Genomic DNA, 24170 nt, shown 5'->3' on the forward strand with positions numbered 1-24170 from the left:
TCATGACGAACCTGAGTCCTGCGAACGAACCGTCCCTCGTGGACGAGGCCGAGGCCGAGGAGGTGGCGCGCGACCGCGCCGGCGGCGCGCCGCGCTCGGGCTGGCGCATGCTCCTGCCCACGATGACGCCCTGGCTGGCTGTCGGCCTGGTGCTGGTCGGCGTCATCACGCTCTTCGGCATCTTCGGCCCGTACCTGGTCGGCGACCCTCGGCAGATCCGCGACATCGGGCTGACCCCGCCGTCGGCCGACTTCCTGCTCGGCACCACGCAGACCGGCCAGGACGTGCTCGCCCAGCTGGCGTACGCGACCCGCGGCTCGCTGCAGATCGGCCTGCTGGTCGGCGTGCTGGCCACCGCCCTGTCCGCGTTCTTCGGCATCTACGGCGCCTACCGCGGCGGCTTCGCCGACGAGGCGTTCTCGCTGCTCTCGAACGTCTTCCTGGTGATCCCCGGGCTGCCCCTCGTGATCGTCATCTCCGGCTTCGTGCCGCGCGAGAGCCGTGGCCTGTGGACCATCGCCGTCGTGCTGGCGGTGACGAGCTGGGCCGCGTCGGCGCGGGTGCTGAGAGCCCAGACCCTGTCCGTGCGCAACCGTGACTACGTCGCGGCGTCGAAGGTCTCGGGCGAGAAGCCGTGGCGCGTCATCGTCGTCGAGATCCTGCCGAACCTCCTGCCGGTGATCGCGTCGCAGTTCGTCTTCGCGGTCATCGCGGCGATCCTCGGCGAGGCCGGCCTGTCGTTCATCGGCCTCGGGGCGTCGAACTCCGCGACGCTCGGCACGATGCTCTTCTACGCGCAGAACGGCTTTGCCCTCTCCCTCGGGGCCTGGTGGTGGTTCGTGCCGCCGGGCCTGGTGATCGCGCTGTTCGGCATGGGCCTGTCGCTCATCAACTTCTCGATCGACGAGATCATCAACCCCAAGCTCAAGAACCTGCGCCAGCACCGCAGGCGGGCCCGCAAGGCCGCCCGCCTCGAGCGCGACCTGGCCCGCGCGCACCGCCGGTCGCGCCCGCAGGAGCCGGACGCGGTCCGCGAGGCGGACGGCGCGAAGGAGGTGTCCGCGCGATGACGACGACCCTGGTGCAGGACGAAGGGACCGCCGCCCGCGGCGGTCGGACGGAACCGGTCCTCACGGTCTCGGACCTCACGGTGGTCTACGAGGTGGAGCAGCCGGTCACGGCGGTGAAGGACGCGAGCCTCACGCTGCACCGCGGGGAGATCCTCGGCCTCGCCGGCGAGTCCGGCTGCGGCAAGACGACGCTCGCCTACGCGGTCAACCGGCTGCACCGGCCCCCGGCGCGGATCGCGTCCGGGAGCATCACCTTCCACGACCGCGACGGCGCGGACGTCGACGTGCTCGCCCTGGAGGACTCCGCGCTGCGCGCGTTCCGCTGGGACAAGCTGTCGATGGTCTTCCAGGGCGCGATGAACGCCCTCAACCCGGTGACCACCGTGCGCGCACAGCTGCGGGACACGCTGCTGGCCCACCGGCCGGGCACGCCGCGGGCCGAGGTGCGCCGCCGGTCGGAGGAGGTGCTGACCCGCGTCGGCGTGGACCCGCGGCGCCTCGGGTCGTACGCGCACGAGCTGTCCGGCGGCATGCGCCAGCGCGTCATGATCGCGATGGCGATGCTGCTGGAGCCCCAGATCATGATCATGGACGAGCCGACGACGGCGCTCGACGTCGTCGTGCAGCGCGACATCCTGCGCGAGATCGTGCGGCTGCGCGACGAGCTCGACTTCGCGGTCGTGTTCATCACCCACGACCTGCCCCTGCTGCTCGAGATCAGCGACCGCATCGCGGTCATGCTGGCGGGCGAGATCGTCGAGCTCGACACCGCCCAGCGGCTGTACCGCGAGGCGCGCCACCCGTACACCCGCAAGCTCCTCGGCTCGTTCCCGAGCCTGTCGGGGGAGCGGGGCGGCTTCATCCGCAGCGGCGTCGACGACTTCGCCGACGCCGGCACACCCGTGCCGAACGGTCAGGAGGACCGAGCATGACCCGCGTCCACGTGTCCGACCTGGTCAAGGACTACTCGATCCGCACGGGGCTGCGCCGGTCGCGGCTGCGCGCCGTCGACCACGTGAGCCTCGACCTGGTCCCCGGGCGCACCGTGGCCCTGGTGGGGGAGTCGGGCTCCGGCAAGTCGACCATCGCGAAGATCCTCACGCGCATGGAGAAGCCGACGTCGGGGACGGTCGACGTGCGCCTCGACGACGACACCCCGGTCCAGGGTTCGCTGTACCGGCGCCAGGTGCAGATGGTCTTCCAGGACCCGTTCGCGTCGCTCAACCCGTTCCACTCGATCGAGCACCACGTCGCCCGACCGCTGCGGATCCACCAGCGCACCCGCACGGCGCGGGAGACGCACGAGCGGGTGGTCGAGATGCTCGAACGGGTCAACCTCACGCCCGCCGAGGACATCGCCCCGCGCCGGCCCCACGAGCTGTCCGGCGGCCAGCGGCAGCGCGTCGCCATCGCCCGTGCCCTCGCCCCGGGCGCCCAGGTGCTCATCGCCGACGAGCCCGTGTCGATGCTCGACGTGTCGATCCGGCTCGGCGTCCTCAACCTGCTCGGCCGCCTGCAGCGCGAGGACCGCCTCGCCGTCCTGTACATCACGCACGACCTGGCGACCGCCCGGCACTTCTCCGACGAGATCGTCGTGCTGTACCGGGGGCGGGTCGTGGAGCGGGGGCCCGCGGACGCGGTGATCCTCGACCCGCACCACGACTACACCAAGCTCCTCGCGACGGCGGCCCCGGACCCCGAGCGCGTCGACCGCGTGAGCCTCACCCAGGAGGGCACGGACCGCGGCGCCATCGACAACAGCGTCTGCTACGACCACTTCGCGGGCGAGTGGCAGGAGGCCGGGGTGCCCGCGGCGCAGGCGCGCGGCGGGGCGGCCGCCCGGAGCACGTCGTGACGGCGGCGCCCCCCGCCGGGACGCGCTGGCCGACCGACGGCCTGTCCTACGGCGGCGACTACAACCCCGAGCAGTGGCCGCGGGAGGTGTGGGACGAGGACGTGCGTCTCATGCGCGAGGCGGGCGTCAACATCGTGACCCTCGGCGTCTTCGCCTGGGGGACCGTGGAGACCGCCGACGGCGTGCGGGACTGGTCGTGGCTGGACGACGCGATCGAGCTGCTGCACGCCCACGGGATCGCCGTGGACCTGGCCACCCCCACCGCGGCGCCGCCGAGCTGGCTCCTCACCGCGCACCCCGGCATCGCCCCGGTGCTCGCCGACGGGTACCGCGAGCCCGCCGGGGGACGCAACGCGTGGTGCCCGGAGTCGGCGGTCTACCGCCGGTACGCGCTGCGCCACGTCGAGGCCCTCGCCCGCCGTTACGGGAACCACCCGGCCGTGCGCCTGTGGCACGTGGGGAACGAGCTCGGCGGCGGCAACGCCCGCTGCTACTGCGACGACTCCGCGGCGGGGTTCCGCCGGTGGCTGCGCGACAGGCACGGCAGCCTCGAGGGGGTCGACGCCGCGTGGGGCACCGCCCAGTGGGGGCACCGGTACGGCGAGTGGGACGAGATCATGCCGCCGCGCGGCCGGCACGGCGCCCCCAACCCCGGGCTCTACCTCGACTACGAGCGCTACTCGTCGGACGCGCTGCTGGCGCACTACCTGGCGGAGAAGGAGGTCCTCGAGCGGCACTCCGCCGTGCCCGTCACGACCAACCTCATGGTCGGCGCCGGCGCCCAGGTGGTCGACTACGCGTCGTGGGCGCCGCACACGGCCGTCGTCGCCAACGACCACTACACGCTGGTCGGCGACCTTCCGGCGGGCGACCGCGAGCACGACCTCGCCTTTGCCGCCGACCGGGTGCGCGGGATGTCCCCGGGGCGGCCGTGGCTGCTGATGGAGAGCTCGACCGGCGCCCCGAGCTGGCAGCGCCGCAACCGCGCCAAGGACCCCGGGGAGATCGTGCGGCACTCGCTCGGTCACGTGGCCCGGGGGTCGGACGGCGCGATGTTCTTCCAGTGGCGCGCCTCGCGCGCCGGCGCCGAGCAGTTCCACTCGGCGATGCTCCCGCACAGCGGCACCCGGTCGCGGGTGTGGCAGGAGGTCGTCGAGCTGGGCGGCCACCTGCGCTCGCTGGCGGAGGTCGCCGGGACGGCCGTCGAGGCCGCCCGGGCCGCGATGGTGGTCGACGACCCCGCCGGGTGGGCCCTCCAGCACGGACTCATGCCGCACCGCGAGCTGTCCTACGGCCGGGAGCTGCGGGCCTGGCACCGGGCCCTGTGGGACCGGCAGGTGCTGTGCGACGTCGTGCCGCCCGGTGCGCCGCTCGACGGCTTCGACCTCGTCGTCGTGCCGACGCTCCTGGTCGTCGACGACGACACGGCCGCGCGGCTCGCCGCCGTCCCCGCGCGGGGCGGCACCCTGCTGGTGACCTACCTGTCCGGCGTCTGCGACGACGACGGCCAGGTCCGCACCGGCGGCTTCCCGGCCGCGTTCGCCGACGTGCTCGGCGCCTGGAGCGACGAGCTCTACCCCCTCCAGGAGGGGCAGGCCGTCCGGCTGGACGACGGCGGCGAGGCGACCGAGTGGACCGAGCGGGTGCACCTGGACGGGGCCGAGGCCGTGGTCCGGTACGCCTCGAGCTCGCTCGCGGGCGGGCCGGCGGTGACCCGGCGCGAGATCGGCGACGGCGCCGCCTGGTACGTCTCGGCGGCGCTCGGCGCCGACGGCGTGGGGCGGCTCGTCGACCGGCTCCTCGCGGACGGCGGCGTGCCGCGCGTCCTCGACGCGGCGCCCGGGCTCGAGGCGGTGCGCCGCCGGGGTGACGACCGCTCCTACCTCTTCCTCCTCAACCACACCGGCGACGAGCAGAAGGTCGCCGCCGCCGGGCACGACCTGCTGTCCGGGGCGGAGGTCGGGCCGCTGACCACCGTGCCCGCCGGCGGCGCGCGCGTCCTGCGCGAGCCGCGCCGTCCGGCGTCCGTCTGAGCCACCTGCGACCCTGACCGGGTCGGCACCCAGCGAACTCCCTGCGAACCACGAAGGACTCCGCCATGACGCACCTCCCCACGACCTTCCGCGCCCTGCACCAGGGGTGGAGCCTGACCGCCGCGGAGCTCGCGGCCGACGCGCCCGACGGCGTGACGCCGGCGCTCGCGGACGGGATCCCCGCCGTGGTGCCCGGCGAGGCGCACCTCGACCTCCACCGCGAAGGGCTGGTCGACGAGCCCTTCGACGGCGACAACGAGGCGGCGCAGCAGTGGATCGGCGACACGGCGTGGCGGTACGCGACGACGTTCGCGTGGCGGCCGGGCGACGCGGCGCGGCACGACGTCGTCGCGCTCGGCCTCGACACCGTGGCGACGGTGGAGCTCAACGGGGTGGAGCTCGGGCGGACCGAGAACATGTTCCGGTCCTTCCGCTGGGACGCCCGCGACGCGCTGCGCGAGGGCGACAACTCCCTCGTCGTCACGTTCGCCGCGCCCGTGCCCGAGGCGCTGGCCCGGGCCGAGCGCGACGGGGTGCTGCCGTCGACCAACCATCACGAGTACAACCAGCTGCGGAAGATGGCCTGCTCGTTCGGCTGGGACTGGGGGATCGACGTCGCCGGTGCCGGCATCTGGAAGCCGATCGGCCTCGACTCCTGGTCCGGGGTACGCATCGCCGCGGTGCGGCCGCTGGTCGACGTCGTGGCGGGGCCCGACGGCGCGCACGACGGCGTCCTGGTCGCGCACGTCGAGATCGAGCGCGACGGCGAGGCGGCCGACGGCGAGGTCCCGCTGCGCGTGACCCTCACCGGGCCGGACGGCGAGCGGCTCGTGGCCACGGGCAGCGTGCCCGCGGGGCAGGCGCAGGGCGCGGTGACCGTCGAGGTGCCCGGCGTGCGCCGGTGGTGGCCGGTCGGCCACGGGGACCAGCCGCTGTACGACGTCGAGGTCACGGCCGACGGCGCCCGCTGGGCGGGGCGCGTCGGGTTCCGCACGGTGGAGCTGGACACCACGCCCGACGAGGCCGGCGCGCCGTTCCTGCTCAAGGTCAACGGCGAGACGGTGCTCGTCCGTGGGGCGAACTGGATCCCCGACCACGCGTTCCTCACGGAGATCGACCGCGACCGGTACGCGCGCCGGGTCGACGACGCCCTCGAGGCGAACATCAACCTGCTCCGGGTGTGGGGCGGCGGCATCTACGAGTCCGACGACCTGTACGACCTCGCCGACGAGAGCGGCCTGCTCGTGTGGCAGGACTTCCCGTTCGCCTGCGCCGCGTACAGCGAGGACGAGCCGATGCGCGCCGAGGTGGAGGCCGAGGCCCGCGAGAACGTCACGCGGCTCAGCCCGCACCCGTCGCTCGTCATCTGGAACGGCAACAACGAGAACACGTGGGGCTCGGTCGACTGGGGCTGGGCCGGCCGGCTGGGCGGCCGCCCGTGGGGCGACCTGTACTACCGCGAGCTGCTGCCGGGCGTGCTCGCCGAGCTGGACCCCACGCGCCCGTACTCGCCGGCGAGCCCGTACTCGTTCGGCGACTACCGCCACCCGAACGACGAGCGCTACGGCACCATGCACATCTGGGACGTGTGGAACCGGGAGGACTACTCCGTGTACGCCCGCTACCAGCCGCGGTTCCTGTCGGAGTTCGGCTTCCAGGGCCCGCCCGCCTGGTCGACGCTCACGCGCGTGGTCCACGACGAGCCGCTCGACCCGTTCGGGCACCAGATGCTCGTGCACCAGAAGGCGCACCTGGGCAACGCCAAGCTCGAGCGCGGCTGGCAGGGGCACCTGCCCGACCCGGCGACGATCGAGGACTGGCACTGGACGACGCAGCTCAACCAGGCGCACGCCGTGCGCTTCGGTATCGAGCACGTACGGTCGCTGACGCCCCACAACACCGGCGCCATCGTGTGGCAGCTCAACGACAACTGGCCCGTGGTGTCGTGGGCGGCGGTCGACCACGACGAGCACCGCAAGCCGCTGTGGCACGCCCTGCGCGCCGCGTACGCGCCGCGGCTGGCCACCTTCCAGCCGCGCGCGTCGGACGAGGCGAGGGCCGCCGCGTGGGAGGGGCTGGAGCCGGCGCCCGACACCGTCGCGCTCGTCGTCGTCAACGACACCGGCGAGCGTCTGGCCGGGACCTGGACGGTCACGCGCGAGGCGCTGGACGGGTCCGTCCTGGCCAAGGCGACCGTCGACGTCGACGCGCCCGCCCGCGGCGCGGCGACGGTGACCGTGCCCACCGAGGTCGCCACGTTCGACGACGTGGCCGCCGAGGTGCTCGTGGCGACGGCCGACGACCCAGAGTCAGGCGTGGCGGCCGCGCTGCGGTACGGGGCCGAGGTCGTGGACCAGCGGCTCGACCCGAGCCCGGTGCGGATCGAGGCGTCACCCGTCCCCGGGGGCTGCGAGCTGCGGCTGACCGCGACCTCGCTCGCCCGCGACATCTTCTGCCCGGTCGACGTGGTGGACCCGGAGGCGCGCGTCGACGCCGGGCTCGTCACGCTGCGTGCGGGCCAGAGCGTGACGCTCCGGATCACCTCGCCCGGGGGCGACCCGGAGGCGTTCGCCGCCGCGGTGCGCACGGCGAACGACCTGCTCGGCGGGGTCAGCGCGGCCGGGTGAGCACGCGGTCGACGGCCGACAGGGGGATGTGCACCCACGTCGGCCGTTGCCGCGTCTCGTAGACCACCTCGTAGAGCGCCTTGTCCAGCACGAGGGCGGCGAGGACGGCGTCCGCGGTGGGCGGGTCGAGCTCGGGCGGCCGGCGGGTGGTGAGCCCGCTGACGGCCGCGGACGTGTCGGCGGACCGTCGGTAGCGGGCGAGGAAGGCGTGCACGGACTCCGCCTCCCACCACGGGTCGGGCGCTCCGCCGACGGCAGCCGCGTACGCGAACGAGCGGACCATCCCCGCGACGTCGCGCAGGGGGAGGTCGGGAGCCGTGCGCTCGGCGGCGGGCCGCTGCGGCTCGCCCTCGAAGTCGAGCAGCTTCCACCCGGTCTCGCCGTGCAGCGCCTGGCCGAGGTGCAGGTCGCCGTGCACGGTCTGCAGGCGCAGCCGGGGCAGGCGGCCCTGCAGGTCGTCGAGCAGCGCGTCGATCGCGGGGGCCCGGGCCGCCAGCCCGGGCGCCTCGGCGACGGCGAGCGCCGCCCGGTCGCGCAGGCCCCCGACGAACGTCGCCGGGTCGAGGAGCGGGCCGGGCGGCATCGCCTGGCGCAGCACCGCGTGCAGCTCCGCCACGACGCGCCCGAGGTCGGCCGCGAGGTGCGCGAACGACTCGCTGCGGCCGGCGTGCTCACAGGCGAGCTCGAACCCGTCGCGGGCCCGCGGCACCAGCTCGCTGAGGACGGCCAGGGCGGTGGTCGTGCCGGGCGCGGTGGCCACCTGGAGGGCGCCGAGGAAGCGCGGCACGCCGTCCCAGCCGGCGCGGGTCAGGGCGCGCGGGACGACGACGTCGGGGTGCGGCCCGGGCGTCACGGTACGCAGGATCTTGAGCATCCCGCCGGTGCCGTCCGGCGACGGCACGCCCGGCAGCAGGACGCTCGTGTTCGACTGCTCGCCCGCCACGACCTGGCCGCCCGCGACGAGCGCCTCGCCCGGCACACCGTCGCCGACGCCGGCCGCCCGCAGCAGGGCGAGCCAGCAGGCGGGGTGCGCGCCGCCGTCGTGCACGGCGACGTCGCCCGCGGCGGTGCGGACCTCGGCGACGAACCCGGGGCCGCGCGCGGCGGGGTCCGTGAGCACCAGCGGCACCTGCGCGACGACCTCGCCACCTGGCACGCCCGCGCCGCGCAGGCGCACGAGGAGGACGACGACGTCGGCGCCGTCGGGCCCGCCGCCCGGGTCGCCGTCGTCGAACGTGACCGCGAGCCACGGCTCGACGTGCACCGTGGCGGCGCTCGCGCCGCCCGCGGGGAACCACCGCCGGCCGGGCAGCCAGGCGGCGAGCAGCTCCCCGACGCTCGGGTCGGGGACGCCCGCGGCCGGCCGCACCGCGGTCATGCCGGCTCGCCTCCGGTCGACGGCGCGGAGGTGTCGCCGGCGCCGGGCCCCGGCGGGGTCAGCAGCAGCCAGTAGAAGTCGCGCGACCCCCAGGTCATCGTCACGGTGCCGTCCGCGCCGACGTCGGGGAAGCGGGCGCCGCCGAACAGGTCGGTGAGCGACCAGCCCGCCCGCCCGGGCAGCCGCACGACGGACGACCGCGCCGTCGCGGACAGGTTGGCCGCCACGAGCAGCGTCTCGTCCGCCGAGCTGCGGGTGAACGCGATCACGGCGTCGTCGTCGGCCTCCAGGGGCGCGAACGCCCCCGTGCCGAACGCGGGGTGCAGCCGCCGCACGGCGAGCATGCCGTGCACCCAGTGCAGCAGCGAGGACGGCTGCGCGAGCTGGGCCTCGACGTTGACGTGCTGGTAGTGGTGCACCAGCGACTGCACGAGCGGCAGGTAGAGCTGGCCGGGGTCGGCGGTGGAGAAGCCGGAGTTGCGGTCGGGCGTCCACTGCATGGGTGTGCGCACCGCATCCCGGTCGGGCAGCCAGATGTTGTCGCCCATGCCGATCTCGTCGCCGTAGTACAGGCACGGGCTGCCCGGCAGGCTGAGCAGCAGCGCGTGGGCGAGCTCCACCTCCTTGCGGGAGTTGTCGAGCAGCGGGGCGAGGCGGCGGCGGATGCCGATGTTGGCGCGCATGCGCGGGTCGGGCGCGAACCACCCGTACATCGCCGCGCGCTCCTCGGTGGAGACCATCTCGAGGGTGAGCTCGTCGTGGTTGCGCAGGAACGTCGACCACTGCCCGCCCGGCGCGGGGACGTCCGGGGTGTCGGCGAGGATGTCGAGCAGGGGCCGGGCGCGCTGGTCGCGCATCGCGTAGTAGACGCGAGGCATCACGGGGAAGTGGAAGCACATGTGGCACTCCGGCTCGTCCGCCGTGCCGAAGTAGTCCACCACGTCCTGCGGCCACTGGTTCGCCTCGGCCAGCATGATGCGGCCCGGGAACTCGTCGTCGATCATGCGGCGCACCCGGCGGAGGAACGCGTGCGTCTCCGGCAGGTTCTCGCAGTTGGTGCCCTCGGCCTCGAACAGGTACGGGACGGCGTCGAGGCGGAAGCCGTCCACGCCGACCCCGAGCCAGAACCGCGCCACGTCGAGCATCGCGTCCACCACGCGGGGGTTCTCGAAGTTGAGGTCGGGCTGGTGGTGGAAGAACCGGTGCCAGAAGTACTGCCGCCGCACCGGGTCGAACGTCCAGTTCGACGTCTCCGTGTCCACGAAGATGATGCGCGCGTCCTCGTAGCGCGTGTCGTCGTCGGACCACACGTAGAAGTCGCCGTACGGGCCCTCCGGGTCGGACCGCGACGCCTGGAACCACGGGTGCTGGTCGCTGGTGTGGTTCATCACGAGGTCCACCACCACGCGGATGCCGCGCGCGTGCGCCGCCTCGATGAGCTCGGTGAAGTCCCCGATGGTGCCGTACTGGCTCGCGATCGACGTGTAGTCGGCGATGTCGTAGCCGCCGTCCCGCAGCGGCGACGGGTAGAACGGAGGCAGCCACAGGCAGTCCACGCCCAGCCACTGCAGGTAGTCCAGCCGTTCCGTGACCCCCCGCAGGTCGCCCGTGCCCGCGCCGCCGGTGTCCGAGAAGGCCCGCACGATGACCTCGTAGAACACGGCCGTGCGGTACCACTCCGGGTCCTCGGACAGGCCGGGCTTGTCCAGGGGCGGCGGTGCGGGCTGCGGCCGCGTGGGCAGCGCCTGCACCGGCACCTGGCGCGTGACGGGGCGGGGCACCTGGGGCGTCATCGGGGCTCTCTCATGCGCGCCCGCTCATGTCGGCACCGTCATGCCAGCCCGATCGTCAGGACGTGCGCCACCTGCTCGCGCGGGTCGAGCCGGACGTACGGGTGGGCGCCCCACGGGTAGGTGGCGCCCGACAGCTCGTCGTGGGCGACGAAGAACGGCTGGTCCTCGACCCCGTCCGGCCGCGTGAGCCCGAGCGCCTCCAGGTCGAGGAACAGCGTGGCCTCCTGCGTCGTCCACGGGTCGAGGTTGACCACGACCAGCACGACGTCGTCCTGCGTGGCGCCCGGCCGGCCCGCGCCGGGCAGGTGCTCGGCGCGCACCCGCCGCGAGAACGCGACGACCTGGTCGTTCGTCGTCGGGTGCACCGTGAGGTCGCGCAGCTGCTGCAGGGCCGGGTGGGCCCGCCGGATCTCGTTGAGGCGGCGCAGCAGCGTGGAGACGCCGACGACGTCGGCCTGCGACCAGTCGCGCGGCTTGTACTCGTACTTCTCGTTGTCGATCTGCTCCTCGACGCCCGGGCGCGGCACGTTCTCCACCAGCTCGTACCCCGAGTAGACGCCCCACGTGGGGCTGCCGAGGGCCGCCAGCACGGCGCGGACGGCGAAGCCCGCCACCCCGCCGTGCTGCAGGTACGGGGGCAGGATGTCGTGCGTCGTGGGCCAGAACGACGGGCGGAGCACGGAGCCCTGCGGCCCCGAGACCTCCTGCAGGTACTCCTCGACCTCCTCCTTGGTGTTGCGCCAGGTGAAGTACGTGTACGACTGGTGGAAGCCGATCCGCGCCAGCGTCTGCATCATCGCCGGCCGGGTGAACGCCTCGGACAGGAAGATCACCTCGGGGTGCGCCGCGTGCACCCGCGCGAGCAGCCACTCCCAGAAGTCCAACGGCTTGGTGTGCGGGTTGTCGACGCGGAACGCCGTCACCCCGCGACCGATCCACAGCTCGACGATCCGCAGGATCTCCGCCGAGAGGCCCTGGGGGTCGCGGTCGAAGTTCAGCGGGTAGATGTCCTGGTACTTCTTCGGCGGGTTCTCGGCGTACGCGATGGTGCCGTCCGCGCGCACCGAGAACCACTCCGGGTGCTCCGTGACCCACGGGTGGTCGGGGGAGCACTGCAGGGCCAGGTCGAGCGCGACCTCGAGGCCTTCCTTGCGGGCGGCGGCGGTGAACGCCCGGAAGTCCTTCTCGGTGCCCAGCTCCGGGTGGATCGCGTCGTGCCCGCCGTCCGGCGAGCCGATCGCGTACGGGCTGCCGGGGTCGCCCGGCTGCGGGTCCAGGGTGTTGTTGCGACCCTTGCGGAACGTCGTGCCGATGGGGTGCACGGGCGTGAGGTAGACGACGTCGAACCCCATCGCCGCGATCGCGGGCAGCCGCTTCGCCGCCGTGGCGAACGTGCCCGAGCGCCAGGTGCCGTCCTTGCGGCGTTTCGCGCCCTCCGAGCGGGGGAACATCTCGTACCAGCTCGCGGCCAGCGCCAGCGCGCGGCTCACGCGCAGCGGGTAGGCGGCGCTCGCGGTCACCAGGTCGCGCAGCGGCGAGCGGCGCAGCGCGTCCTTCACCGCGGCCGTCATCGCCATCGCGAGCCGGGCCTCGGGCGGGCGGGTCGTGTCGGCCAGCTCGCGGGCCGCGGCCTCCAGCACGGCGGCGTCATCGGCGGAGCGGGCCGCCTGCAGCTCCGGAGCGACGATGCGCTCGAACAGCAGCCGCCCCTCCGCGAGCACCAGGTCGACGTCCTGCCCGGCGTCGAACTTGATCACCGCGTCGTGGGACCACGTGCCGTACGGGTCGGACCACGCCTCGACGCGGAACGACCAGTCACCCTCCGCGTCGGGCTGCAGGAAGCCGCGGAACCGGTCCAACCCCGGCGCGACGTCGGCCATCGGCGCGGTGGAGTGCACCGTGCCGTCCGGCGCGAGCAGGACGGCGGTGGCCCCGACGGCGTCGTGCCCCTCCCGGAACACCGTGGCCTCGACGGGCACCACCTCGCCGATCGCCGCCTTCGCCGGCCAGCGCCCTCCCTCGACGACGGGGGAGAGCTGCAGGACGGGGATCCGTCCGATGGGCACGTGCGGCGTGGGCTGCGGAGACGTCACGGCCTCCACGCTAGCCAGACGGTCAGCCCGGCGCGCGCCCAGGTCGAGGCAAGGGCTCGAGGTCGATGTCCCGGGCCTCGATCTCGGACGCTTCACCTCGACCTGGCGACACGCAGGGCGTGCTCGACCCTCGCGACGAGGCGGCGGACGTCCCGCAGGTCGGCGAACGTGACCCGCAGGATCGTCCACCCGGCCTCGACGAGGGCGTCGTGCCGGCGCTTCTCCGCCAGGAGCACCTGCTGCGGGTCGCCCGCCCTTCCGTCGTACTTGACCGCGCCGTCGACCTCGAGCGCGACCTTGAGGTCGGGCCAGGCGAGATCCACCCAGAACGTGCCGGCCCAGGTGCCGACCGGGATCGCGTGCACGGGACGCGGCAGCCCCGCGGCGAGCAGGTGCCAGCGGACGAGCGACTCCAGGGGCGACTCCGACGCCCCGTCCGCCGCGGCGAGCACGCGCCGCGCACGTCGTACGCCGCGCGCGCCGCGGGACCGGTCGAGCCGTCCCGTGAGCTCGTCCGGGTCGACGCCCAGCGCGAGAGCGGAGTCTGCCACGACGATGGACGACGGCTCCGCGAGCGTGCGCGCGCAGTCGACGACCGTGCGGCCCAGCGACGTCACGGGAACGCCGTCGAGGAAGCCGCGATCCTCGTCGGGCACGGGCGAGACATGGCGCCGGAGGACGTCGTCGGCCGGCCCGGGCGCGGGCCGGGTCAGCTGGGTCACGTGCACCTGGGGCCCGAGGTGCCAGGTCCAGCACCCCCACGCGACCGCGGCACTCGCATGACTGAACCAGAACGTCGTGGTCAGACGCTCGGCCACGGCAGTCATGTGGGCCAGCAGCTGCGCTCGGCGGCGTACTGCGGCGGTGAGCGACGGGTCGACGGTCGGCAGGTAGATGCCGCGCCGGAGCCGTACCAGGTCGTCGTCCCGGGTTCGTTCCCGCAGCTCCGCCCTCCGCTCGGGGTCGTATCGCACGGCGGCCGGCAGCTGCGGGCGGTCGGGGGTCGGTGCGCCTGGCCGGCGCGTCGCGGTCCTGGACATGGGTCGATCGTGGTTCCCGACGGCACCCGAGTGGGACCACGACCGCCGATCTGTGGACGACGGTGCCGCGAGGTCGAGGCGAGCGCTCGGCCGGTGGTGCGGCCGGTGTGCAGGCACCCGCCGAGGAAGGTGCCCTCCAGGGCGCGGTGGCCGTGCACGCCGCCGCCGCCGAACCCGGCCGCCTCGCCCACGGCCCACAGCCCGTCCAGCACGGACCCGTCGGGCTGCAGCACGCGGCCGGACGGGTCGCACCACAGGCCGCCGAGGGTCTTGCGGGTCAGCACGGACAGCCGGACGGCGAGCAGCGGGCCGTCCTTCGGCGTCGTCAGGGGGCGCGGCTTGGCGACCCGGATGAGCTTGTCCACGCGGTAGTCGCGGGCGGCGCGCGTCGCCACCACCTGCGGGTCCTTGCCCAGGCCGGAGGCGACCTGGGCGTCGCGGGCCGCGACGACGGCGGCGAGCGCCCCCGCGTCCACGTGGCCCTTCGAGCCCGGGGTGGCCTCGACCAGCGCGTTCATCTTCGCGGCGAGCTCGTCGGTGGTGTCGGCCCAGAGGAACTCGGGCGACTCGGCGGCGAACTTCGCGACCGGCCCGACGGCGCGCGGCAGCACCCGCTGTGCGAGGAGCTTGACGTCCTTGCCGGTGAGGTCCGGGTTCTGCTCCGAGCCGGACAGGGCGAACTCCGACTCCATGATGGCCTTGTTGAGCACGAACCAGGAGTGGTCGTCGCCGCGCCGCGTCACGTGCTGCAGCGCGCCGAGCGCGTCGAAGCCGGGGAACAGCGGGGCAGGCAGCCGGCCGCCGTCGGCGTCGAGCCACAGCGACGACGGACCGGGCAGGATGCGGATGCCGTGGTCCGTCCAGACCGGCGAGTGGTTGGCGATGCCCTCCGGGTAGTGCCACATGCGGTCCTCGTGCACCAGCGCGGCGCCGGCGTCGGCCGCGATGCCGAGCATGAGCCCGTCGGTCGAGTCCGGGACGCCGGACAGCATCCGCTCGGGCAGGGTGCCGGCCTCGGGGTCCCAGTGCGCGCGGGCCAGGTCGTGGTTCGCGCCGATGCCGCCGGTCGCGACGACGACGGCACCCGCCGTGATCTCCTCGGCGCCCACCACGTCGCGGTTCGACGGCGTACCCCGGCCGCCGAACGGCAGCCCGGTGAGGGGCTGGTCGGCGAGCACGTCCGCGCGCACCCCGGTGACCCGACCGTCCGTGGTGACGAGCCCGGTGACCCGGCGGCGGAACCGCAGGTCGAGCAGGCCCGCGTCGCGGGCGGCGAGCGCCGCCTCCACGAAGGGCCGGACGATCCCGGGGCCGGTGCCCCAGGTGACGTGGAAGCGGGGCACGGAGTTGCCGTGCTCGGTGCGGCCGTCGTCGTGCCCCACGGTGTACCCGCCGCGCTCGGCCCACTGCACCAGCGGGAACCAGCGGACGCCCTTGGCGTGCAGCCAGGACCGCAGGTCGCCGGCCGCGAACTCCACGAAGCGGCGGGCCCACGCGTACCCGTGCCGGTCGGGGCCCTCGCCTCGCTCGGCCCCAGGAGCGAACTGCGCGGAGCCCAGCCAGTCCGACCACGCCAGGTCCGCGGTGTCGTGCACGCCCATCGCGCGCTGCTCGGGTGACCCCACGAGGAACAGGCCGCCGAACGACCACCACGCCTGGCCGCCGAACGACGCCTCCGGCTCCTGGTCGAGCAGCACCACCCGGCGGCCGGCGGCCGTGAGCTCCGTGGCCGTGACAAGCCCCGACAGGCCCCCACCGATGACGACGACGTCAGCATCCATGCGCGCAGTCTGGCAGAGGTGGGGCACCGCGTGAACAGGGTGAGCGGGTGGTGCGCTCGCGGGCGGCGCGGGGACCGCCGGCGCCCCTCGACGCCGAGCGGGACGCGCAGATCTACGCGGCGACGGCCGGCGAGGACGATCCGGACGACCTCGCCGGCAGGGTGCGCCGGGTGGAGAAGAACTCGAGCTGGGACCACTCGGCTGATGCGCCCGATCCACATCGATCCACCTGGAGAAGTCGCACCCGGCGGTCGTCCTCACCCGTCCGGGGGTGCGCGATCGTCACGTCGACCGGATCGGCCGGCAGGTCGGCTTCCTCCTGGACGACCAGGAGGAGGACCTGGCCCGCGCGATCTCGACGGCGTTCGACCTGGAGGTCTTCGGGCTCCTGCGACTACCGCCCGAGGAACACCTCGACGCTGAGCGACTCGAGCACGACGTCCTCGGCCTCGTCGTCGGGCGCCTCGGGCCGGTCCCACGCGGAGCTCCACACCCGCTCCCAGGCGCCGCCGCCGGGGGCGCCGGGGAGGGTGAGCTCCGCGTCGTCGAGCCCGCCGTTGAACACGAGCAGAACGTGCGCGTCGCCGTCGTCGGGCCCGGGCCGCAGCATCTGCACCACGCGGCGCCCGGCGACCGCCCAGGCGTCGCGGTCCATGGGCGCGCCGTCGGCGGCGAACCACAGCAGGTCGGTCTCGTCCTCGCCGGGGCGGGGCGTGCCGAGGAAGAACGAGTCCGCGCGCAGGGCCGCGTGCTCGCGCCGCAGCCCCACCAGGAAGCGCGTGGTGTCCAGCAGGTCGCGGGCGGCGTCCTCGAGGTCCCAGCCGACCCACGAGATCGGGTTGTCCTGGGCGTACGCGTTGTTGTTGCCGCGCTGGGTACGGCCGAGCTCGTCGCCGGCGGTGAGCATGGGCGTGCCTGCGGACAGCAGCAGCGTCGCGAGCAGGTTGCGCTGCGAGCGCCGCCGCAGCGGCACGACGGCGGACCAGGGCTCGGTGCCCGTGTCGCCCGCGCCCTCCCCGTCCTCGGCGCCGGGCGCGTGCCCCTCCACGCCGTGGTTCCACGACAGGTTGTGGTCCGAGCCGTCGCGGTTCTCCTCGCCGTTGGCCTCGTTGTGCTTGTGGTCGTAGGCGACCAGGTCGGCGAGGGTGAAGCCGTCGTGGGCGGTCACGTAGTTGACGGACGCCACCGGCCCGCGCAGCAGCGGCGGGTCCGAGTGCCCGAACAGGTCGGCCGAGCCCGCGAGGCGGGTGGTGAGCTCGCGCAGGCCGTGCATGGGCCGGCCGCGGCTGCCCTCGCGGGCGGCGTCGAGCCAGAACCCGCGCGCGGCGTCGCGGAAGCGGTCGTTCCACTCGGCCGTCGGCGGCGGGAAGTTGCCGGTCTGCCACCCGCCCGGGCCGACGTCCCACGGCTCCGCGACCAGCTTGAGGTTGTTGAGCACCGGGTCGGTCTGCAGCGCCACGAGGAACGGGTGGTCGGCGGAGAAGCCGTGGCCGCCCCGGCCCAGGGTGACCGCGAGGTCGAAGCGGAACCCGTCCACGCCCACGACCTCGGCCCAGTAGCGCAGCGAGTCCAGGGCGAGCTGCACCACGCGCGGGCGGCGGAAGTCGAGCGAGTTGCCGGTGCCGGTGACGTCGGCGAGGGCGGCCGGCGACGCGCCGTCGTGCAGGTAGTAGCCCGCGTTGTCCAGGCCGCGCCAGCTCACGTGCAGCGCGTCGTCGCCGCCCTCGCACGTGTGGTTGTAGACGACGTCGAGCAGCACCTCGATGCCGGCGTCGTGCAGCAGGTGCACCATGCCGCGCACCTCGTCGAGGACGGCCGCCGGGCCCGCCTCGCGCGCCGCCCGCGTCGCGTACGCCGCGTGCGGGGCGAAGAACCCGAGCGTCTGGTAGCCCCAGTAGTTGGTCAGCCCGCGGGCGACGAGGTGCGGCTCGCTGGCGAACGCCTGGATCGGGAGCAGCTCGAGCGTCGTGACGCCGAGGCTCGTCAGGTGCGCGATCGTGGCCGGGTGCGCGACGCCCGCGTACGTGCCCCGCAGCTCCGGCGGGACGTCCGGGTGCGTCGCCGTCAGGCCCTTGACGTGCGCCTCGTAGACCACCGTGTCCGCCCAGGGCACGCGCGGTCGGCTCAGCGGCGGCGGGCCGGGGTGGGACGCGACGACGACGGAGTGCGGCACGAAGGCGAGCGAGTCGCGGTCGTCGGCGGCGCCGTACCGTTCGGCCACCCACGACCGACCTTCCGGTGACTCGGGGGAATCCGGGTCGACCACCGCGCCCACGGCGCCGAGCGTCTCCGGGCCGTACGTGAGGTCACCCACCAGCCCGCGGGCGTACGGGTCGACGAGCAGCTTGGCCGGGTTGTGCCGGTGCCCGGCCTCCGGGTCCCAGGCGCCGTACGTCCGGAATCCGTACCGCTGGCCGGGCCGCACGTGGGGCACGTGGGCGTGCCACACGCCGTACACCGGCCCGTCGAGCGGGACCCTCCGCTCCACGTACCGCGCCGGGTCGTGCGCGTCGCGGTGCGGCTCGGCGACGTCGATCAGGCAGAGCTCCACCGCGTCCGCGTGCGCCGCCGCCACGGCGACGTCCACCCCGCCGTCCGGCGTCGGGTGCACCCCGAGCGGAGGCACGTGGCTGCGGCGTGCCGTCGGGCGCGTCAGCGGCGTGACCTTGGGGCGGGACTCCATGGGGACCTCCATGGGGGACATCGTGCCCGGGACGGCCGACAGCCGCGCGCGGCGGTGTGGACGCGGCGGCTGCCCCGGCGGTGCCGCGGGTAGGCTCGGCACCGTCGGCCGCAGCGCGTGCGGCCGCCGTCACCACCGTGAGCTGGAGGTCGCGCCCGTGCGCATCGTCGTCGCCGTGAAGTACGTGCCGGACATCAACGCGGACCGACGTTTCGTGGACTGTCGCGTCGACCGCGACCCGGGCGTCGGCACCCTGAACGAACTTGACGAGAACGCCCTCGAGGCGGCGCTGCGGATCCTCGACGCCCTGCCCGAGGACGAGCGCGCGGCGAGCGAGGTCGTCGCCCTCACGGTCGCCCCCGCCGACGGCGACGTGGCGCTGCGCAAGTCGTTCCAGATGGGCGTGGACCGCGCGGTCCGCGTCACGGACGACGCCCTGGCCGGCTCGGACTACTTCGGCACCGCCGCGGCGCTCGCGGCCGGGGTGCGGAGGCTGGAGGCCGACGGCGCTCCCGTCGACCTCGTGATCACCGGCATGGCCGCGCTCGACGGCCTGGGCTCCGTGGTCCCGGCGCTCGTCGCGGCCGAGCTCGGCCGCCCGGCGCTCACGCTGGCGAAGAAGGTGGACGTCGCGGACGGCACCCTGACCGTCACGCGCGAGACCGACGAGGCCACCGAGACGCTCGCCGCGCCCCTGCCGGCCGTCCTGTCCGTCGCGGACACCGCGAACACGCCGCGCATGCCGAACTTCAAGCTGATCATGGCGGCCCGCACCAAGCAGATCGAGGCGTGGTCGGCCGCCGACCTCGGCCTCGACCCCGCCGCCGTCGGCACCGCCGGGGCGCGCACCGAGGCGGTCTCCGCCGCCCCGCGCCCCGCCCGTCCCGAGGTCGAGCTGGTCGTCGACAAGGGCGAGGGCGGCACCGCGCTGGCCGAGTACCTCATCCGCAACGAGCTGGTCTGAGAGGACGCGAGATGTCTGAGCCCACCCGCAACCGCACCGTCCTCGTCCTCCTGGACCCCGCCACCGAGGTGCGCTCCGGCGCGCTCGAGCTGCTCACCATCGCGCGCCGGCTCGGCCGCGTCGAGGCCGTGACACTGGAGGCGCCGACCGTCGAGGCGCTCGCCCAGCTCGGCGCGTACGGCGTCGAGACGGTGCACCAGGCCGAGGTGCCCACCGACGCGCTCGCCGCCGCCGGGGGCGACGGCGCCCGCCACCTGCCCTCCGTCGTGGCCGCGACGCTCGCCGCGGCCGTGCGTCGCACCGACGCCGACGTCGTCCTGGCCCCCGCCACGTTCGCCGCGAAGGAGGCCGCCGCCCTGGCCGCCCACGCGCTCGGCGCCGGGCTGGTCATCGACGCCGCCGCCGTGGGGGAGGACGCCGACGGCCGGATCGTGGCCGGCAAGCGCGTCTTCGCCGGCGCCTGGGACACCCGCTGCGTGGTCACCGCCGACGTCGCCGTGCTCACGGTGCGCGCGAACGCCGTCGTGCCCGAGCCCGCCGAGGCGGCGGTCGCGACCGAGGTCGACGCGCTGCCGGTCGCGCCTGTCGGCACCGCCGGCGTCGTCGTCACGTCCCGCGAGGTCAAGGAGCGCGCCCCGGGTCGGCCGACCCTCGAGGAGGCGGCGGTCGTCGTCGCCGGCGGGCGCGGAACCGGTGGCGACTTCGGCCCGGTCGAGGAGTTCGCCGACGCCGTCGGCGCCGCGATCGGTGCGTCGCGCGACGCCGTCTTCGAGGGCTGGTTCGACCGCTACATCGGCCAGACCGGCGTCACCATCGCACCGCGCCTCTACGTGGGGGCGGGGATCTCCGGCGCCCCGCACCACCGCGGAGGGATGCAGGCGGCGCAGGTGATCGTGGCGGTGAACTCCGACCCGGAGGCGCCGATCTTCGAGATCTGCGACTTCGCCGTCGTCGGCGACCTCACCGACGTGCTGCCGCAGGCCGCGGCCGCCATCCGCGCCCACCGCGAGGGCTGACGGCTCGATCCGAACCCGGGGTCAGCCGCCCGCGAACGGCGGCAGCAGGTCGAGGCTCGCGCCGGCCGGCACGACGTCGGACGGCGCGGCCCGGCGGCCGTCGACCAGCACGCTGCAGCGGGCGAGCACGGGCCCGGCCGCGGGTGATGCGGCGGCAAGGCGGGCGACGACGTCGGCGACGGTCGCGCCCGGCGGGACGGCGAGCGTCTCCTCCGAGCGGCCGAGCGCGGCACGTGCGGCGGCGAAGTAGCGCAGCGCCACCGTCTGCTCGAGGGCCGGCGTCGCGTCCGTCGACCGGCCCGGCACCGTCGTCTCCTGAGTCATTCGTGTCATCCTCCGATGGCGCTCATGGTGCGCTCCGGCTGCGTGAACCCCGAGCTGTCCAGGTCGGTGCCGGAGCCGGTGTCGCTCATGCCGTGCCCGGCCTGCTTGGCCCACATGGCGGCGCGCCACAGGTCGGCCAGCACGGCGTCGTCGGCGCCCGCGCGCAGCGGCCCGAGCAGGTCCGTCTCGGTGTGCGCGAACAGGCAGTCGCGCACGCCGCCCTCCGCGGTGAGGCGGGTGCGGCGGCAGTCGTCGCAGAACGGCTCCGTGACCGACGCGATGATGCCCACCCGGCCCAGGCGGTCGCCGCGCGCGCCCCGCACGACGAACCGCTCCGCCGGGGCGCCGTCGCGCGGCTCCTCGTCGGGCTCGAGCGCGAACCGGGTGCCGAGCTGCTCGCGCACCTCGGCCGCGGTGACCATCGCGGCGCGGTCCCACGCGTGGTCGGCGTCCAGCGGCATCTGCTCGATGAACCGCAGCTCGAAGCCGCGCTCCAGGCACCAGGCGAGCAGCTCGGCCGCGTGGTCGAGGTTGACGCCGCGCACCAGGACCGCGTTGATCTTCACGAGGTCGAACTGCCGCGCCGCGGCGTCGATCCCCGCGAGCGTGCGCTCGAGGAACGGGCGCCGGGCGAGCGTGGCGAACGTGTCGGGGTCGAGGGTGTCGAGGGAGACGTTGACGCGGTCCAGCCCGGCCTCGCGCAGCGCGGCGGCGCGGGAGTCGAGGCCGACGGCGTTGGTCGTGAGGCTCAGCTCGGGCCGGTGCGGCAGCGCGGCGCACTCGCGCACGATGTCGACCAGGTCGCGGCGCAGCAGCGGCTCGCCGCCGGTGAACCGCACCTGACGCACGCCCAGGTCGCGCGTCGCGATCCCGACGAGCCGCACGATCTCCTCGCGCGTCATCACCGAGTCCTTCGGCAGGGTCGGCAGCCCCTCGGCCGGCATGCAGTACGTGCAGCGCAGGTTGCAGCGGTCGGTGAGCGAGACGCGCAGGTCGGTCGCGACCCGGCCGAACGTGTCGACGAGCCCGCCGGTGGCCGGCCGGTCCGCGGGCAGCCGCACGTCGGGCACGCCCGCGCCGGGCAGGCGCGGCATCCCGAGGGAGACGGTCGTCATCCGATCAGCTCCCCGCCCCGGACGCGGCGCCGGCGGCCGGGGAGCCGGGGCCCGGGTCCTGCCAGGAGAGCGCCGACGACGTCGCGCGGTCGAGGGCGTCGGACGACTCGCCGCGCGCCGCGGCCAGCCCCTCCGCGTACCCGACCGCGTACGCGGTGACGGGCGCGGCGGGCCGCGCCACCTGGTGCGCGGCGTCGCGCGCGAGGTCGAGCACCGCACCGACGTCCACGCTGCGCGGCGGCAGCTCGAGCTCCGCCTCGAGGGCGTCCACCCACCGGTCCAGCACGCTGGAGCCGGGCTCCGCGCCGCGGGGGGTGGCGGGGGGCGTCTGGTCGGTCATCGGTGTCCTCCCGGGCGGTCGGTCGGCGGTCGGTGCGTCGCGGGCTCCGTACCGGCGCGGGCCGCCACGACCGTGTGGCTTCCCGCGTGGCTTCCTGCGTGGCTTCCTGCGTGGCTTCCTGCGTGGAGTCCTACCGTAAGCCGTCGCAGGTCGTCCCAGGTGTCGACGTCCGCGCTCACGGCGTCGCGGTCGGGCACCTCCGCGCACGACAGCTCCGCGACGAGGCGGCGCACCGGCACCCCGACGAGCCCGCCGGGTATCCCCGGCCCGGCGACGACGTCGAGGGCGCGGCGCAGCGCGTCGCGCCGGTACAGGCCCACCAGCCACTGCGCGTGGCCCTCGCGGACCAGGTACGCGCCGTCGAGGTCGCCGGCGGGCGGGTCGACGGCGGCGCGCAGCAGCGGCACGGCGTCGCCCGCGCGGGGCACGTCGACGGCGAGCACGAGCACCCACGGCGGCGCGGCACGGCCCGGCGCCGCGACCGACGCCGCGTCCAGGGCCCGCAGCCCGGCGTCGAGGCCGGCGACGGGGCCCCCGAACGGCGGGTCCTCGCGGGTGACGAGCACGTCGCGGCCGGGCGGCAGGACGGGGTCGGGGCCGACGACGACGGTGCGAGCGGCGTCGCGGGCCGCGGCGAGGGCGCGGTCGAGCAGCGTGGCGCCGTCGAGCACCACGGTCGGCTTGGGCACGCCGCCGAGGCGCGTGGCGCGACCGCCGGCGAGGATCACGGCGTCGTGCCGGACGGGCGTCGTCCTGTCGGGGGCCACGTCAGCCCCCGGCGCCGAACGGCAGGTCGAGCGGCAGCACGTCGAGCCCGTCACCGGCCTCGACCTTCTCGACGTCCGGCGGGACGAGGGCGAGCGCGTCGGCGCCGAGCAGCGTCGACGTCGCGTGGCCGCCCGGGCGGTGGCCGGCGCCCGGCGCGGTGGCCCGCGCGACGGCGCCCGACGGCAACGTCCGCACCGGCACGACGTGGGTGCGTCCCGGCGGGCTCGGCCACGCCTCGGCGGCGGGGCGCCGCACCGGTCGCGGGGGCTCGCGGCCCGCAAGGTCGGCGATCGCCGGGCGTACGAACAGCGCGAACGACACGAACGCGCTCACCGGGTTGCCGGGCAGCGCCACCCACGGCACGCCCCGCCAGCGCGCGAGCGCCTGCGGCCGCCCGGGCCGCAGCGCCACGGCGGCGACGTCCACGTCCGCGAGCCGCGCGTCGTCGTCGGCCAGCACCGCCCGCACGACGTCCGACGCCCCCGCCGACACCCCGCCGGTCGTGACGACCAGGTCGACGGCCGCGCCCACGACATGATCGAGCGCGGCGCGGAGGGCGTCGGCGTCGTCGGGGACGGCGCCGACGCGCACGATGTCGGCGCCCGCGGCGCGCGCGAGCGCCGTCAGCAGCAGCGAGTTGGAGTCGGGGATCAGCCCGTCGCCGGCGATGCCGCCACCCTCGGCCGGCACCAGCTCCGACCCCGTCGACAGCACGGCCACGCACGGCCGACGGCGCACCGGCAGCGCGGTCAGCCCGCCCGAGGCCGCGACGGCGACCAGCGCCGGGGTGACGGCGTCGCCCGCCCGGCCGAGCACGTCGCCGGGCCGCACGTCCTCGCCCCGGTGCCGCAGGTGGGCCCGGGGCTGCCGGGCGAGCGTGACCTCGCGCTCCGTCGTCGGGCCGCCCGCGACGAACCGGCCCGTCGACGTGCGCTCCACCGGCACGACGGCGTCGGCCCAGACGGGCACCGGCGCTCCGGTCATGATCCGCACCGCGCCCCCGTCGCGCTCACCACGGTCGGGGGGCGAGCCGGGGCGGAGGTCGCCGACGACGGGCAGGGTCACGGGGGAGCCGTCGGTGGGGAGGTCGGCGAGGCGCACCGCGTAGCCGTCCATCGCCGCGGCGTCGAACGGCGGCACGAGCGCAGCGGCGTGCACGTCGGCTCCGAGCACGCGGCCCGGGCCCTCGACGGCGAGGGCGTCCAGACCGACGTCCTGGACGGGCAGCGGCCCGACCCGCGCCAGCACGGCGGCGGCATGCTCCGCGAGGCTGCGCGAGGTGCTCATGGG

The 24170-nt window shown here is 75.3% G+C and carries 17 protein-coding genes and 1 pseudogene; 7 read left to right on the top strand and 11 right to left on the bottom strand.

The window, feature by feature from the left end:
- Window positions 1–2: 2 nt before the first annotated feature.
- From ACFCZN_RS12465 to ACFCZN_RS12485, 5 genes are all read left to right on the top strand, one after another.
- Window positions 3–1070, top strand: a complete 1068-nt coding sequence (locus ACFCZN_RS12465) for an ABC transporter permease (RefSeq protein WP_430556988.1) — start codon at window positions 3–5, stop codon at window positions 1068–1070.
- Window positions 1067–2002 carry an ABC transporter ATP-binding protein gene (locus ACFCZN_RS12470; RefSeq protein WP_430556989.1) on the top strand — a complete coding sequence of 312 codons (936 nt, stop codon included), beginning with the start codon at window positions 1067–1069 and terminating at the stop codon, window positions 2000–2002. The genes ACFCZN_RS12465 and ACFCZN_RS12470 overlap by 4 nt, the downstream gene beginning before the upstream one ends.
- On the top strand, window positions 1999–2925 hold the full coding sequence (locus ACFCZN_RS12475; RefSeq protein ID WP_430556990.1) for an ABC transporter ATP-binding protein: 927 nt from the start codon (window positions 1999–2001) through the stop codon (window positions 2923–2925). Before ACFCZN_RS12470 ends, ACFCZN_RS12475 begins: the two co-directional genes overlap by 4 nt.
- Entirely contained in the window at window positions 2922–4958 is a 2037-nt protein-coding gene (locus tag ACFCZN_RS12480; RefSeq protein ID WP_430556991.1) for a beta-galactosidase, read from the top strand. The genes ACFCZN_RS12475 and ACFCZN_RS12480 overlap by 4 nt, the downstream gene beginning before the upstream one ends.
- Before the next feature lie 65 nt (window positions 4959–5023).
- On the top strand, window positions 5024–7585 hold the full coding sequence (locus ACFCZN_RS12485) for a glycoside hydrolase family 2 protein (RefSeq protein ID WP_430556992.1): 2562 nt from the start codon (window positions 5024–5026) through the stop codon (window positions 7583–7585).
- Here ACFCZN_RS12485 and ACFCZN_RS12490 read toward each other — a convergent pair.
- The 6 genes and pseudogenes from ACFCZN_RS12490 to glgX all read right to left on the bottom strand — a co-directional run bounded on the left by ACFCZN_RS12490 (window position 7569) and on the right by glgX (window position 18365).
- Entirely contained in the window at window positions 7569–8963 is a 1395-nt protein-coding gene (locus ACFCZN_RS12490) for an aminoglycoside phosphotransferase (protein ID WP_430556993.1), read from the bottom strand. The two genes, ACFCZN_RS12485 and ACFCZN_RS12490, sit on opposite strands and share 17 nt — an antisense overlap.
- Window positions 8960–10756: a maltose alpha-D-glucosyltransferase gene (gene treS, locus ACFCZN_RS12495; protein ID WP_430556994.1), complete on the bottom strand. Its 1797-nt coding sequence runs from the start codon at window positions 10754–10756 to the stop codon at window positions 8960–8962. Before treS ends, ACFCZN_RS12490 begins: the two co-directional genes overlap by 4 nt.
- A gap of 38 nt (window positions 10757–10794) precedes the next feature.
- Window positions 10795–12858, bottom strand: a complete 2064-nt coding sequence (locus ACFCZN_RS12500; RefSeq protein WP_430556995.1) for an alpha-1,4-glucan--maltose-1-phosphate maltosyltransferase — start codon at window positions 12856–12858, stop codon at window positions 10795–10797.
- An 83-nt stretch (window positions 12859–12941) separates the two neighbouring features.
- Window positions 12942–13676 (bottom strand): hypothetical protein, encoded by a 735-nt coding sequence (locus tag ACFCZN_RS12505; RefSeq protein ID WP_429766932.1) that lies wholly within the window; start codon window positions 13674–13676, stop codon window positions 12942–12944.
- 287 nt (window positions 13677–13963) lie between these two features.
- Window positions 13964–15670: pseudogene (locus ACFCZN_RS12510) on the bottom strand (FAD-binding dehydrogenase); the annotation flags it as partial.
- Window positions 15671–16064: 394 nt separating this feature from the next.
- Window positions 16065–18365 (bottom strand): glycogen debranching protein GlgX, encoded by a 2301-nt coding sequence (gene glgX, locus ACFCZN_RS12515; RefSeq protein ID WP_430556996.1) that lies wholly within the window; start codon window positions 18363–18365, stop codon window positions 16065–16067.
- A gap of 145 nt (window positions 18366–18510) precedes the next feature.
- On the opposite strand from glgX, the gene ACFCZN_RS12520 reads away from it, so the two are divergent.
- Together ACFCZN_RS12520 and ACFCZN_RS12525 are read left to right on the top strand one after the other, a co-directional pair.
- On the top strand, window positions 18511–19317 hold the full coding sequence (locus ACFCZN_RS12520; protein ID WP_429766929.1) for an electron transfer flavoprotein subunit beta/FixA family protein: 807 nt from the start codon (window positions 18511–18513) through the stop codon (window positions 19315–19317).
- Window positions 19318–19328: 11 nt separating this feature from the next.
- Window positions 19329–20333, top strand: a complete 1005-nt coding sequence (locus tag ACFCZN_RS12525) for an electron transfer flavoprotein subunit alpha/FixB family protein (RefSeq protein ID WP_430556997.1) — start codon at window positions 19329–19331, stop codon at window positions 20331–20333.
- 21 nt (window positions 20334–20354) lie between these two features.
- Here the strand turns inward: ACFCZN_RS12525 and ACFCZN_RS12530 are convergent, their stop codons facing one another.
- Genes ACFCZN_RS12530 through glp form a run of 5 tightly spaced genes read right to left on the bottom strand, consistent with a single transcriptional unit; the run spans window position 20355 to window position 24167 of the window.
- The gene (locus ACFCZN_RS12530) at window positions 20355–20657 is read right to left on the bottom strand and encodes a MoaD/ThiS family protein (protein WP_430556998.1); all 303 of its coding nucleotides are present in this window, start codon (window positions 20655–20657) and stop codon (window positions 20355–20357) included.
- A gap of 5 nt (window positions 20658–20662) precedes the next feature.
- The gene (gene moaA / locus ACFCZN_RS12535; RefSeq protein ID WP_429766924.1) at window positions 20663–21772 is read right to left on the bottom strand and encodes a GTP 3',8-cyclase MoaA; all 1110 of its coding nucleotides are present in this window, start codon (window positions 21770–21772) and stop codon (window positions 20663–20665) included.
- Window positions 21773–21776: 4 nt separating this feature from the next.
- Window positions 21777–22112, bottom strand: a complete 336-nt coding sequence (locus ACFCZN_RS12540) for a DUF6457 domain-containing protein (RefSeq protein WP_430556999.1) — start codon at window positions 22110–22112, stop codon at window positions 21777–21779.
- Entirely contained in the window at window positions 22109–22879 is a 771-nt protein-coding gene (locus ACFCZN_RS12545) for a molybdenum cofactor guanylyltransferase (protein ID WP_430557000.1), read from the bottom strand. Before ACFCZN_RS12545 ends, ACFCZN_RS12540 begins: the two co-directional genes overlap by 4 nt.
- A 1-nt stretch (window position 22880) precedes the next feature.
- Window positions 22881–24167 carry a gephyrin-like molybdotransferase Glp gene (gene glp, locus ACFCZN_RS12550; RefSeq protein ID WP_430557001.1) on the bottom strand — a complete coding sequence of 429 codons (1287 nt, stop codon included), beginning with the start codon at window positions 24165–24167 and terminating at the stop codon, window positions 22881–22883.
- Window positions 24168–24170 lie beyond the last annotated feature (3 nt).

The sequence above is a fragment of the Isoptericola sp. NPDC056134 genome (assembly GCF_042264825.1).
In the GTDB taxonomy this organism is placed as follows: domain Bacteria; phylum Actinomycetota; class Actinomycetes; order Actinomycetales; family Cellulomonadaceae; genus Isoptericola; species Isoptericola nanjingensis.

What these genes read in the sequence shown, in the direction of transcription:
- ACFCZN_RS12525 (WP_430556997.1), top strand. Translation starts at nt 19,329, where the DNA reads ATGTCTGAGCCCACCCGCAACCGCACCGTCCTCGTCCTCCTGGACCCC.
- ACFCZN_RS12530 (WP_430556998.1), bottom strand. Translation starts at nt 20,657, where the DNA reads ATGACTCAGGAGACGACGGTGCCGGGCCGGTCGACGGACGCGACGCCG.
- ACFCZN_RS12490 (WP_430556993.1), bottom strand. Translation starts at nt 8,963, where the DNA reads ATGACCGCGGTGCGGCCGGCCGCGGGCGTCCCCGACCCGAGCGTCGGG.
- treS (WP_430556994.1), bottom strand. Translation starts at nt 10,756, where the DNA reads ATGACGCCCCAGGTGCCCCGCCCCGTCACGCGCCAGGTGCCGGTGCAG.
- ACFCZN_RS12465 (WP_430556988.1), top strand. Translation starts at nt 3, where the DNA reads ATGACGAACCTGAGTCCTGCGAACGAACCGTCCCTCGTGGACGAGGCC.
- ACFCZN_RS12540 (WP_430556999.1), bottom strand. Translation starts at nt 22,112, where the DNA reads ATGACCGACCAGACGCCCCCCGCCACCCCCCGCGGCGCGGAGCCCGGC.
- glgX (WP_430556996.1), bottom strand. Translation starts at nt 18,365, where the DNA reads ATGGAGGTCCCCATGGAGTCCCGCCCCAAGGTCACGCCGCTGACGCGC.
- moaA (WP_429766924.1), bottom strand. Translation starts at nt 21,772, where the DNA reads ATGACGACCGTCTCCCTCGGGATGCCGCGCCTGCCCGGCGCGGGCGTG.
- glp (WP_430557001.1), bottom strand. Translation starts at nt 24,167, where the DNA reads ATGAGCACCTCGCGCAGCCTCGCGGAGCATGCCGCCGCCGTGCTGGCG.
- ACFCZN_RS12470 (WP_430556989.1), top strand. Translation starts at nt 1,067, where the DNA reads ATGACGACGACCCTGGTGCAGGACGAAGGGACCGCCGCCCGCGGCGGT.
- ACFCZN_RS12475 (WP_430556990.1), top strand. Translation starts at nt 1,999, where the DNA reads ATGACCCGCGTCCACGTGTCCGACCTGGTCAAGGACTACTCGATCCGC.
- ACFCZN_RS12485 (WP_430556992.1), top strand. Translation starts at nt 5,024, where the DNA reads ATGACGCACCTCCCCACGACCTTCCGCGCCCTGCACCAGGGGTGGAGC.
- ACFCZN_RS12505 (WP_429766932.1), bottom strand. Translation starts at nt 13,676, where the DNA reads ATGACTGCCGTGGCCGAGCGTCTGACCACGACGTTCTGGTTCAGTCAT.